The following is an 11,695-nucleotide window of genomic DNA, read 5'->3' as shown; positions in this document are numbered from 1 at the left end:
GGGTGGGTCGGGGACGATCTTCAACATCACGATTTTTCCTCTATGACGCGGCCACCTGCCTGCTGTCAAACAGAAGGGTGGCAGCTGTACGTGGGTTGACAGACCGGCGAAAATCGTAAAATTCCGGCGCACGCAAGCGTGCCCGCACGTACAGCCGCCATAAAGGGCGAGCCGTATACGATTTCCGTCACAGCCTGTCAAAGCTGTATCGTTGATGTGCAACGACTCGCCGAGACTAGAGCGCTGCCAGGGCGACCGCAACGGAAAAAAGGCGGCAGGAGTATGTTTGGGAAATGGACTACAGGGAAGGTGTTAAATCTGATTTTTTACTGTTTCACACCGGTCCTTCGGCAAGCCCTAACTATCAAGCAGCGCTCGGCCGTTACCCTATAAAACGTCAATCCCAAACACACCCTCACTGGTTTCCAAATCCCCACCCTTAAGCAATCGACTCCGGCTCCAAGAACGCCGCTTCCAGCAACTGCCGGGTATACGGATGCTGGGGCGCATGAAAGATCGCCTGCGCATCCCCCTGTTCCACCACATGCCCATGCTTGATCACCATCAACTGGTGACTCAGCGCCTTGACCACCGCCAGGTCATGGCTGATGAACAGGTACGTGAGGTTGTACTTGCGTTGCAGGTTGCGCAGCAGCTCCACCACCTGCCGCTGTACCGTGCGATCCAGCGCCGAGGTGGGTTCGTCGAGGAGGATCAGCGCCGGCTTGAGCACCAGGGCGCGGGCAATGGCGATACGCTGGCGCTGGCCGCCGGAAAATTCATGGGGGTAACGATGGCGGGTGCGTGGGTCGAGCCCCACTTCCTCGAGCGCCGCGATGATCGCTGCCTCCTGCTCCGCCGGTGTGCCGATGCGGTGGATGCGCAGGCCCTCGCCGACGATGTCGGCCACGCACATGCGCGGGCTGAGGCTGCCGAACGGGTCCTGGAACACCACCTGCATTTCACGGCGTAGCGGCCGCACTTGCTTCTGGTTCAGCCCTTCCAGCGCCTGGCCGTGGAAGCGGATGCCGCCCTGGCTGGAAATCAGCCGCAGGATGGCCAGGCCGAGGGTGGACTTGCCCGAACCACTTTCGCCGACGATGCCCAGGGTCTGGCCCTGGGGCAGGCTGAAGTCGATGCCGTCCACGGCCTTCACATGGTCGACGGTGCGCCGCAGCAGGCCTTTCTTGATCGGGAACCACACCCGCAGGTCAGAGACTTCCAGCAGCGGTGCGCCGACCGGGTTGTCCGCGGGGCCGCCGCTGGGTTCGGCGTTGATCAGCATCTGCGTGTAGGGGTGCTGGGGCGCGCCGAACAGGGTGGCGCAATCGGCCTGCTCGACGATCTTGCCGCTCTGCATCACGCACACCCGGTGGGCGATGCGCCGTACCAGGTTGAGGTCGTGGCTGATCAGCAGCAGGGCCATGCCCAGGCGTGCCTGCAGTTCCTTGAGCAGGTCGAGGATCTTCAGCTGCACGGTGACGTCCAGCGCCGTGGTGGGCTCGTCGGCGATCAGCAGTTCTGGCTCGTTGGCCAGCGCCATGGCGATCATCACCCGCTGGCGCTGGCCGCCGGACAGTTCGTGGGGCAGGGCCTTGAGGCGCTTGCGCGGCTCGGGGATACCGACCATCTCGAGCAGTTCCAGGGTGCGTGCGGTGGCTTCCTTGCCCGTCAGGCCCTTGTGCAGCAGGAGGATCTCGTTGATCTGCTTCTCGATGCTGTGCAGCGGGTTCAGCGAGGTCATCGGCTCCTGGAAGATCATCGCGATACGGTTGCCGCGGATATGCTGCATGGGCTTCTCGCCCAGTTGCAGCAGGTCCTTGCCGGCGTAGCGGATGCTGCCGCTGGGGTGGCGCGCCAGGGGGTAGGGCAGCAGGCGCAGGATCGAGTGGGCGGTGACCGACTTGCCCGAGCCGCTCTCGCCGACCAGGGCCAGGGTCTCGCCCTGGCGGATGTCGAAGCTGATGCCGTCGACCACGCGATTGACCTGCTCGCCGGTGACGAACTCCACCGCCAGATCACGGACTTCGATCAGGTTCTGTTCGCTCATGTCATTTCCTCGGGTCGAAGGCATCGCGGGCGGATTCGCCGATGAACACCAGCAGGCTCAGCATGATCGCCAGCACAGCGAAGGCGCTGATGCCCAGCCAGGGGGCCTGCAGGTTGGACTTGCCCTGGGCCACCAGCTCGCCCAGCGACGGTGCGCCCGGGGGCAGGCCGAAGCCGAGGAAGTCCAGGGCGGTGAGGGTGCCGATGGCACCGGTGAGGATGAAGGGCATGAAGGTCATGGTCGAGATCATGGCGTTGGGCAGGATGTGCCGGTACATGATCGCTCCGTTGCGCATGCCCAGGGCCCGGGCGGCACGCACGTACTCCAGGTTGCGGCCCCGCAGGAACTCGGCGCGCACCACGTCCACCAGGCTCATCCAGGAGAACAGCAGCATGATCCCCAGCAGCCACCAGAAGTTCGGCTGCACGAAACTGGCCAGGATGATCAGCAGGTACAGCACCGGCAGGCCCGACCAGATTTCCAGGAAGCGCTGGCCGGCCAGGTCCACCCAGCCGCCGTAGAACCCCTGCAGGGCACCGGCGATGACGCCGACGATGGAGCTGAGCACGGTCAGCGTCAGGGCGAACAGCACCGACACGCGAAACCCGTAGATCACCCGCGCGAGCACGTCGCGGCCCTGGTCGTCGGTGCCCAGCCAGTTGTCCGCCGAGGGCGGCGCCGGGGCCGGGACCTTGAGGTCGTAGTTGATGCTCTGGTAGCTGAACGGGATCGGTGCCCATAGCACCCAGCTGTCTTTCTGCGCCAGCAGCTCGCGGATGTACGGGCTCTTGTAGTTGGCCTCCAACGGGAACTCGCCGCCGAAGGTGGTTTCTGGGTAGCGCTTGAACGCCGGGAAGTACCATTGGCCGTCGTAGCGCACGGCGATCGGCTTGTCGTTGGCGATCAGTTCGGCGCCCAGGCTCAGGCCGAACAGCACGATGAAGATCCACAGCGACCACCAGCCGCGGCGGTTGGCCTTGAAGCGCTCGAAGCGCCGGCGATTGAGAGGGGACAGGGCCATGTCAGTGCTCCCGGCTGGCGAAGTCGATGCGCGGGTCGACCAGGGTGTAGGTCAGGTCGCCGATCAGTTTCACCACCAGCCCCAGCAGGGTGAAGATGAACAGGGTGCCGAAGACCACCGGATAGTCGCGGTTGATCGCCGCCTCGAAGCTCATCAGGCCCAGGCCGTCGAGGGAGAAGATCACCTCGATGAGCAGCGAGCCGGTGAAGAAGATGCCGATGAACGCCGAGGGGAAGCCGGCGATGACCAGCAGCATGGCGTTGCGGAACACGTGCCCGTACAGCACCCGTTGCCGGCTCAGGCCCTTGGCCTTGGCGGTGATCACGTATTGCTTGTTGATCTCGTCGAGAAAGCTGTTCTTGGTCAGCAGGGTCATGGTGGCGAAGTTGCCGATCACCAGCGCGGTGATCGGCAATACCAGGTGCCCGAAGTAATCGAGAATCTTGCCGGTGGTGGACAGCTCGTCGAAGTTGTTCGAGGTCAGCCCGCGCAGCGGGAACCAGTCGAAGTAGCTGCCGCCGGCGAACAGCACGATCAGCAGGATGGCGAACAGGAACGCAGGGATGGCATAGCCGACGATGATCGCCGAACTGGTCCAGACGTCGAAGTGGCTGCCATGGCGCACGGCCTTGGCGATCCCCAGGGGGATCGACACCAGGTACATGATCAGCGTGCTCCATAGCCCGAGGGAGATGGACACCGGCATTTTCTCGGCGATCAGGTCGATGACCTTGGCATCGCGGAAGAAGCTCTCGCCGAAGTCCAGGTGGGCGTAGTTCTTGATCATGATCCACAGGCGTTCCGGCGCCGACTTGTCGAAGCCGTACATGCGTTCGATCTCGGCGATCAGCGCCGGGTCCAGGCCCTGGGCGCCCCGGTAGTTGGAACCGGCCACCGAGACTTCGGCGCCGCCGCCGGCGATGCGGCTGGTGGCGCCCTCGAAACCCTCGAGCTTGGCGATCATCTGCTCCACTGGGCCGCCGGGCGCGGCCTGGACGATGATGAAGTTGATGACCAGGATGCCGAACAGGGTCGGCACGATCAGCAGCAGGCGCCGCAGGATGTAGGCCAGCATGTCAGTTGGCCTCGTCCTGTGCCGGGTCTTGGCTCGCTACCGGCGTGGCGGGCTTGACCTCGGGCTTGATCCACCAGGTGTCGATGCCGATGTCGTACTTGGGCGATACCTCGGGGTGGCCGATGTGGTTCCAGTACGCCACGCGCCAAGTCTTGATGTGCCAGTTGGGGATCACGTAGTAACCCCATAGCAGCACGCGGTCCAGGGCGCGGGTGTGGGCGATCAGGCTCTGGCGCGAGTCGGCGTTGATCAGTGCCTCGACCAACTGGTCGATGGCCGGGTCGCGCAGGCCGATGAAGTTGCGGCTGCCGGGATTGTCGGCGGCGGCGCTGGACCAGAACTCGCGCTGCTCGTTGCCCGGCGAGTTGGACTGCGGGAAGCCGCTGACGATCATGTCGAAGTCGCGCGAGCGCAGGCGGTTGATGTACTGGGAAACGTCGACCCGGCGGATGTTCAGGTCGATGCCCAGGTCGGCGAGGTTGCGCTTGAACGGCAACAGGATGCGCTCGAACTCGGTCTGGGCCAGGAGGAACTCGATGGACACCGGCTTGCCTTGGGTGTCGGTCATCTTGTCGTCGACGATCTTCCAGCCGGCCTCCTGCAGCAGCCGGTAGGCCTTGCGCTGCTGGTCGCGGATCATGCCGCTGCCGTCGCTGACCGGGTTGCGGAATTCTTCGTTGAAGACCTGTTCGGGGATCTTGCCGCGCAAAGGCTCGAGGATCTTCAGCTCCTCGGCGCTGGGCAGGCCGCGGGCAGCCATCTCGGAGTTCTCGAAGTAGCTGCCGGTACGGGTGTAGGCGCCGTTGAACAGTTGCTTGTTGGTCCACTCGTAGTCCAGCAGCAGGCTCAGTGCCTCGCGCACACGCACGTCCTGGAACACCGGCCGGCGCAGGTTGAAGATGAAGCCCTGCATGCCGGTGGGGTTGCCGTTGGGCAGTTCCTCGCGGATCAGCCGGCCGTCGCGCACGGCAGGCACGTTGTAGGCGGTGGCCCAGTTCTTCGCGCTGGTCTCCAGCCAGTAGTCGAATTGCCCGGCCTTGAGCGCCTCCAGGGCGACGGTGTTGTCGCGGTAGGCGTCGAAGGTCATGACGTCGAAGTTGTAGAAGCCCCGGTTGATGGGCAGGTCCTTGGCCCAGTAGTCCTCGACCCGCTCGTAGCGGATCGAGCGGCCGGCCTTGACCCGGGCGATCTTGTACGGGCCGCTGCCCAGCGGGATCTCCAGGTTGCCACGGGTGAAATCGCGGCTCTCCCACCAGTGCTTGGGCAGCACCGGCAACTGGCCGAGGATCAGCGGCAGCTCGCGGTTGTTCTTGTGCTTGAACCTGAACAGCACGCGCAGTGGGTCTTCGGCGACCACCTCGGCAACGTCCGCGTAGTACTGGCGGTACAGCGGCGCCCCTTGCTTGATCAAGGTCTCGAAGGTGAACACCACGTCCTCGGCGCGAATCGGGTGGCCATCATGGAAGCGCGCTTGCGGGCGCAGGTAGAAGCGCACCCAGCCGTTGTCCGGTGCCTTCTCGATCTTGCCGGCCACCAGGCCGTACTCGGTGAAGGGCTCGTCCAGGCTCTGGCGCATCAGGGTGTCGTAGATGATGCTGACGTTCTCGGCCGACACGCCCTTGTTGATGAACGGGTTGAGGCTGTCGAAGCCGCCGAAGCTGGACTGGCGGAAGGTGCCACCCTTGGGGGCGTCCGGGTTGACGTAGGCGAAGTGCTTGAAGTCGGCCGGGTATTTCGGCGGCTCGTCGTACAGGGTCAGGGCATGTTGCGGCGCGGCGAGGGCGGGCAGGCTCAGGCAGGCGAGCAGCAGGCCGCAGGCCAGGCGCAGGCGGTGCGTTGGCATCATTTGGCTTTCTCCGAAGACTTGAGCCACCAGGTGTTCAGGCCCAGGGTGTAGGGCGGGGTGGTGACGAAGGCGAATCGGTTGCGATACGCCAGGCGGTGATTGTCGAGATACCAGTTGGGGATCATGTAGTGCTGCCAGAGCAGCACCCGGTCCAGGGCGCGGGCGGCGGCCACCTGGTCGTCGCGGGTGCGGGCGGCCAGCAGGGTGTCGAGCAGGTGGTCGACCACCGGGTCCTTGACCCCTGCATAGTTCTTGCTGCCCTTGGTCGAGGCCTGGCTGGAGTGGAAGTACAGCCACTGCTCCAGGCCCGGGCTGAGGGTCTGGCCCAGGGTCATGAGGATCATGTCGAAGTCGAACTGGTCCAGGCGCTGCTTGTACTGGGCGCGGTCCACGGTGCGCAGGCGCGCGTCGATACCGATGCTGACCAGGCTTTCCACGTACGGCTGGAGGATGCGCTCGAGGTTGGGGTTGACCAGCAGCAGTTCCAGGCGGAACTGCCGGCCCTTGGCATCCACCAGGCGCTGGCCGTCGAGCTTCCAGCCAGCCTGGGCGAGCAGGGCCAGGGCCTGGCGCAAGGTCTGGCGGCTGATGCCACGGCCCTCGGTGTGGCTGACCTGGTAGGGTTCGGTGAACAGCTTGGCCGGCAGCTCATCGCGAAAGGGCGCCAGCAGCAACCATTCCTTGCCCGTGGGCAGGCCGGTGGCGGCGAACTCGCTATTGGGGTAGTAGCTGGTCGAGCGGCGATAGGCGCTGCTGAACAGGGCGCGGTTGGTCCATTCGAAGTCGAACATCAGGCCCAGGGCCTGGCGCACCCGTGGGTCGCTGAAGCTGGTGCGGCGGCTGTTCATGAACAGGCCTTGGGTCTGGGTCGGGATGCGGTGCGGGATCTGCACCTTGATCACCTGGCCACGGCGTACCGCCGGGAAGTTGTAGCCGTTGGCCCAGTTCTTGGCCTGGTGCTCGATGTAGATGTCGAATTCGCCGGCCTTGAACGCTTCGAAGGCCACCGTGGCGTCGCGGTAGAACTCGTACTCGACCCGGTTGAAGTTGTACTTGCCGCGGTTGACTGCCAGGTCCTTGCCCCAATAGTTCTTCACCCGCTCGAACACCAGGCGCCTGCCCGGCTGCACCTCGGCGATGCGGTAGGGGCCGCTGCCCAGGGGCGGTTCGAAGGTGGTGGCCTTGAAGTCGCGGCCTTGCCAGTAGTGCTTGGGCAGCACCGGCATCTCGCCCAGGCGCAGGATCAGCAGCGGGTTGCCGGCGCGCTTGAAGACGAAGCGGATGCGCAGCGGGCCGAGGATGTCGACCCGCTGCACTTCCTGCAGGTTGGTGCGGTAGATGGGGTGGCCGTCCTTGAGCAGGGTGCGGTAGGAGAAGGCCACGTCCGCCGAAGTGATCGGCCGGCCATCGTGGAAGCGTGCCTCGGGGCGCAGGTTGAACACGACCCAACTGCGGTCCTCGCTGTACTCCACCGAGCGGGCGATCAGGCCGTAGCTGGCGGTCGGCTCGTCGCCGGACGGGTCGTACTGGCCGGTGCCGACCATCAGCGGCTCGTTCAGCTCGTTGACCCCGTACTGGAGGAAGTTCGGCGTGGTCACCGGGCTGGTGCCCTTGAAGGTATAGGGGTTGAGCGTGTCGAAGGTGCCGAATGCCATGGCCCGCAAGGTGCCGCCCTTGGGCGCTTGCGGGTTGACCCAGTCGAAGTGGGTGAATGTAGCTGGATACTTGAGCGTGCCGAACTGCGCGTAACCGTGGCTTTCGCTCACCATCGCGCCTGCGGGAAAGCTCAAGGCCAGGCTGAGGGACAGCAGGAGGGGACGTATCAAGTCGGCATCCGATCCAGGGGCGTTGGGCTTTGGTCGGGCTACAGTAACAGCTTGTCAGGGATGGAAAAAGAGTGGGAAGCAGACGGCCTGGTTACGGGGCAAGTATGCGCTTGCGCAGGCGTGCAGAGGCCATATTTCGTGGCGGGGGCAGGCGGGCTTCAGGTCGGTCTTTGAGCGGCGTCTTGGGGGCTGCACAGCAGCCCCAATGATGCGTCGGATCAATGTGGCAGGTAGACGGTCAATGTCTGGCCCGGCTTGAGGGCATGGCCGCTGCGCGGGTTCCAGCGCTTGAGGTGCTTCATCTCGACGTTGAAGCGCTTGGCCACCAGGTACAACGAGTCGCCCTTGCGCACTTTGTACTGGGTCGAGCGCTGCTTGGACGCCGCCACCCGGTTGGCCGATGCGCTGCCGCCGCGCAGGGCGAGGACCTGGCCGGCCTTCAGGCGAGTACCGGACAGGCGGTTCCAGCGCTGGATGTCACGCACCGAGACCCGGTGCGCCCTGGCGATGCTGCTCAGGTTGTCGCCACGCTTGACCCGGTAGCTGCGTGCCGCCGGTGCCTTGGCCTCGGCCAGGGCGGCCTGGAACACGGCCTTGTTCGGCTGCAGGCTGAGCAGTTGCTCGGGCTTGAGGTTGGACAGGCTGTCGGACAGCAACTGCGCCTTGGCGGTCGGCACCAGCAACTGCTTGGGGCCGTCCACGGTCATGCGCTTCTTGAACGCCGGGTTGAGCTGGATCAGCTCGTCCTCGTCGATGTTGGCGAAGGCTGCGACCCGCGAAAGGTCCAGGCGGTCATTGATGGCGATGGCCTCGAAGTAGGGCTCGTTGGCGATCGGGTTGAGGTTCACGCCATAGGCCTGCGGGGTCATCACCACCTGCGACAGGGCCAGCAGCTTGGGCACGTAGTCGCGGGTTTCCTGGGGCAGGGGCAGGTTCCAGTAGTCGGTGGGCAGGCCGAGGCGCTCGTTGCGCTCGATGGCCCGGCTGACGGTGCCTTCGCCGGCATTGTAGGCCGCCAGGGCCAGTAGCCAGTCACCATTGAACATGTCGTGCAGGCGGCTCAGGTAGTCCAGCGCGGCGTTGGTCGAGGCGGTGATGTCGCGGCGGCCGTCGTAGAAATTGGTCTGGCGCAGCTTGAAGTGACGCCCGGTGGACGGGATGAACTGCCACAGGCCGACCGCGTGGGCGCGGGAGTAGGCCATCGGGTTGTAGGCGCTCTCGATGGCCGGCAGTAGGGCCAGCTCCAGCGGCATGTCGCGTTCTTCGAGGCGCTCGACGATGTAGTGCAGGTAGAGGCTGCCGCGTTCGCCAGCGTTCTCCAGGAACGACGGGTTGCTGGCGAACCACAGGCGCTGCTGCTCGATGCGCGGGTTGACGTCGATGCTGTCCTGCAGGGCGAAGCCCTGGCGCATGCGGTCCCAGACATCCTCGGGCGCCTGCTCGACCGGCTTGACCACCAGCGGGGCGGGCTTGGGCTTGATCCGCGCCTGGTAGTTGTGTGCGCGAACGCTGTCGGACGCGTCGAGCTGACGGGTGCTCTGGCAGCCCACCAGGGTGGTGGCCAGGGCCAGCGCACCGACCTGGGCCAGGCGCGTCAGGGCAACGGAATGAGAGGTTCTGCGGCTACGGGAAGACATCGGCTGGGACAGGTTTCCAGGCAAAAAATTTTCGCGATTCTAGAAACCGGTCCCCCCTCGGTCAACCTTTGATCACCCTTTGCGATATATCTTGGGGTTATCAGAAACTATCCTTCCAAGACCTCAAGGCAGCAAAAACAGCGGCTTGGCCGGTATTGGAATACCCCTTCCATTCGTCTGCTTTTTGTTTAACGGATGTTTCAGTCGTGCGCAGAAAGGGGTTGGTGAGGCATTCGAGGCCGATCGTTGATGGCAATGTGATGCGATCTTGCGCGCGCAATCGGGTAACGTCGGCGAACCGTTGGGCAACGTGCGGGTTGTCCGGCTCGACGGCCTTGGCAAAACGCAGGTTGCCCAGGGTGTATTCATGGGCGCAGAACACCTGGGTCGCGGCCGGCAGCGCGGCCAGCCGCTGCAGCGAGTGGTGCATCTGCTCCGGCGTGCCTTCGAACAGGCGCCCGCAGCCTGCGGCGAACAGGGTGTCGCCGCAGAACAGCAGCGGGGGCTGGGCCTGGCCGCAGTAGTAGGCGATGTGGCCGAGGGTATGGCCGGGCACGGCGATGACCTCGAAATCCAGGCCCAGTACCCGGACCTGCGCGCCATCGTCCAGCGCCAGGTCGCGGGCGGGGATGCGCTCGTTGGCCGGGCCGCAGACCCGCGCGCCGGTGGCGTGTCTGAGCGTTTCCACACCGCCTACGTGGTCGTGGTGGTGGTGGGTCACGAGGATGTCTTCGAGCACCCAGCCGGGATTGGCTGCGAGCCAATCCAGCACGGGGCGGGCGTCACCCGGATCGACCACCGCGCAACGGCGTTTGGCAGTATCCTGTAACAGCCAGATGTAATTGTCGGAGAAAGCGGGAAGAGCATCGATCTGTATCATGGTGCGGAACCGAATCGCCTGGCGTGGACATGAAGGCATCTTAGCCGCGATGGCGCGGGCGGAGAACCTTCGAGGGAGATCGCAATGACCGACAAAGCCTTTGCCCAGGCCGATCCCGACTGGGTCGAACTGATCAGCCTGGCCCGCGAGTGGTTCGACGGACCGCTCGGGCAATTGATGTTGCGTGAGGAGCAAGCGTTGCTCGAGGACGAGCTGGGCCGCTTCTTCGGCGGCTTCCTGGTGCATTATGGCCCCTGCGCGCAGGTGCCTCCCAGCGCTCCCCAGGTGCAGCGCAACGTGCGCCTGGGGGCGCCGTTGCCGGGGGTGGAGATCGTCTGCGAGGAGCAGGCCTGGCCGCTTTCCGAGCATGCCGCCGACGTGGTGGTGCTGCAGCATGGCCTGGACTTCAGCCTGTCGCCCCACGGCCTGTTGCGCGAGGCCGCCAGCGCGGTGCGCCCCGGCGGGCACCTGCTGATCGTCGGGATCAACCCTTGGAGCAGTTGGGGCATGCGGCATTTCTTCAGCCACGGGGCCCTGCGCAAGGCGCGCTGCATCTCGCCGTCGCGGGTTGGCGACTGGCTCAACCTGCTGGGCTTCGCGCTGGAGAAACGCCGCTTCGGGTGCTATCGTCCGCCGCTTGCCTCGCCGGCCTGGCAACAGCGCCTGGCTGGCTGGGAGCGGATGGCCGCGGGCTGGCAAGGCGCTGGCGGCGGTGTCTACCTGCTGGTGGCGCGCAAGATGGTGGTCGGCCTGCGGCCGCTGCGCCTGGAACGCCGCGAGCCGATGGGCAAGCTGCTGCCGTTGCCGCTGGCCAAGGTCAACCGTCGGCGCAGCGAGCCGTGAGCCGTCATCCACGGTCGATAATACAGAGCGAAAAGGCGGTACATGAGCGATAGCGTCGAGATCTACACCGATGGTGCCTGCAAGGGCAATCCCGGCCCGGGTGGGTGGGGGGTGCTGATGGTCTACAAGGGCGTCGAGAAGGAGCTGTGGGGCGGCGAGCGCGAGACCACCAACAACCGCATGGAACTGATGGCGGCGATCCAGGGGCTGATGGCCCTCAAGCGCGAATGCGAGGTGCTGCTGGTCACCGACTCGCAGTACGTGATGAAGGGCATCAACGAGTGGATGGCCAACTGGAAGAAGCGTGGTTGGAAGACCGCCGCCAAGGAGCCGGTGAAGAATGCCGACCTCTGGCAGCAGCTCGACGAGCAGGTCAACCGTCACAAGGTGACCTGGAAATGGGTGCGCGGGCATATTGGCCACCCCGGCAACGAGCGTGCCGACCAACTGGCCAACCGAGGCGTCGACGAGGTCCGCGCCAAGCGGTGACGGGGAGGGCGGCTACAAGCTGCAAGTA

9 protein-coding genes are annotated in these 11,695 nt (G+C 65.0%); 2 read left to right on the top strand and 7 right to left on the bottom strand.

Annotation, left to right across the window (positions count from 1 at the left end):
- Positions 1 to 439: 439 nt before the first annotated feature.
- The 7 genes from WCE05_RS18850 to gloB form a co-directional block, all read right to left on the bottom strand.
- Complete coding sequence (locus WCE05_RS18850; RefSeq protein WP_225790468.1) at positions 440 to 2,050, bottom strand: ABC transporter ATP-binding protein; 1,611 nt, start codon at positions 2,048 to 2,050, stop codon at positions 440 to 442.
- Between the two features lies 1 nt (position 2,051).
- Positions 2,052 to 3,071, bottom strand: coding sequence for an ABC transporter permease (locus tag WCE05_RS18845; RefSeq protein WP_225790467.1), 1,020 nt, complete (start codon positions 3,069 to 3,071; stop codon positions 2,052 to 2,054).
- Position 3,072: 1 nt separating this feature from the next.
- Entirely contained in the window at positions 3,073 to 4,146 is a 1,074-nt protein-coding gene (locus WCE05_RS18840) for a microcin C ABC transporter permease YejB (protein ID WP_368816306.1), read from the bottom strand.
- Position 4,147: 1 nt separating this feature from the next.
- A complete protein-coding gene (locus tag WCE05_RS18835; protein WP_368816305.1) occupies positions 4,148 to 5,992 on the bottom strand; it encodes an extracellular solute-binding protein in 1,845 nt (614 codons plus the stop codon).
- Positions 5,989 to 7,818 (bottom strand): extracellular solute-binding protein, encoded by a 1,830-nt coding sequence (locus WCE05_RS18830; protein WP_368816304.1) that lies wholly within the window; start codon positions 7,816 to 7,818, stop codon positions 5,989 to 5,991. The genes WCE05_RS18835 and WCE05_RS18830 overlap by 4 nt, the downstream gene beginning before the upstream one ends.
- A 218-nt stretch (positions 7,819 to 8,036) precedes the next feature.
- The gene (locus WCE05_RS18825; protein WP_368816303.1) at positions 8,037 to 9,455 is read right to left on the bottom strand and encodes a transglycosylase SLT domain-containing protein; all 1,419 of its coding nucleotides are present in this window, start codon (positions 9,453 to 9,455) and stop codon (positions 8,037 to 8,039) included.
- Positions 9,456 to 9,555: 100 nt separating this feature from the next.
- Positions 9,556 to 10,335, bottom strand: a complete 780-nt coding sequence (gloB, locus tag WCE05_RS18820) for a hydroxyacylglutathione hydrolase (RefSeq protein WP_225790462.1) — start codon at positions 10,333 to 10,335, stop codon at positions 9,556 to 9,558.
- Positions 10,336 to 10,419: 84 nt separating this feature from the next.
- Between gloB and WCE05_RS18815 the strand changes: the two genes are divergently transcribed.
- Together WCE05_RS18815 and rnhA are read left to right on the top strand one after the other, a co-directional pair.
- Complete coding sequence (locus WCE05_RS18815) at positions 10,420 to 11,178, top strand: class I SAM-dependent methyltransferase (protein WP_253081582.1); 759 nt, start codon at positions 10,420 to 10,422, stop codon at positions 11,176 to 11,178.
- Positions 11,179 to 11,220: 42 nt separating this feature from the next.
- Positions 11,221 to 11,667, top strand: coding sequence for a ribonuclease HI (gene rnhA / locus WCE05_RS18810; protein ID WP_225790460.1), 447 nt, complete (start codon positions 11,221 to 11,223; stop codon positions 11,665 to 11,667).
- Positions 11,668 to 11,695 lie beyond the last annotated feature (28 nt).

This window comes from Pseudomonas sp. I2 (assembly GCF_040984075.1).
Lineage (GTDB): Bacteria > Pseudomonadota > Gammaproteobacteria > Pseudomonadales > Pseudomonadaceae > Aquipseudomonas > Aquipseudomonas guariconensis_B.
Note: the sequence above shows the minus strand (reverse complement) of the source record. Positions and strands in the feature narration are given on the sequence as shown.

What these genes read in the sequence shown, in the direction of transcription:
- WCE05_RS18850 (WP_225790468.1), bottom strand. Translation starts at nt 2,050, where the DNA reads ATGAGCGAACAGAACCTGATCGAAGTCCGTGATCTGGCGGTGGAGTTC.
- WCE05_RS18845 (WP_225790467.1), bottom strand. Translation starts at nt 3,071, where the DNA reads ATGGCCCTGTCCCCTCTCAATCGCCGGCGCTTCGAGCGCTTCAAGGCC.
- WCE05_RS18840 (WP_368816306.1), bottom strand. Translation starts at nt 4,146, where the DNA reads ATGCTGGCCTACATCCTGCGGCGCCTGCTGCTGATCGTGCCGACCCTG.
- WCE05_RS18835 (WP_368816305.1), bottom strand. Translation starts at nt 5,992, where the DNA reads ATGATGCCAACGCACCGCCTGCGCCTGGCCTGCGGCCTGCTGCTCGCC.
- WCE05_RS18825 (WP_368816303.1), bottom strand. Translation starts at nt 9,455, where the DNA reads ATGTCTTCCCGTAGCCGCAGAACCTCTCATTCCGTTGCCCTGACGCGC.
- gloB (WP_225790462.1), bottom strand. Translation starts at nt 10,335, where the DNA reads ATGATACAGATCGATGCTCTTCCCGCTTTCTCCGACAATTACATCTGG.
- WCE05_RS18815 (WP_253081582.1), top strand. Translation starts at nt 10,420, where the DNA reads ATGACCGACAAAGCCTTTGCCCAGGCCGATCCCGACTGGGTCGAACTG.
- rnhA (WP_225790460.1), top strand. Translation starts at nt 11,221, where the DNA reads ATGAGCGATAGCGTCGAGATCTACACCGATGGTGCCTGCAAGGGCAAT.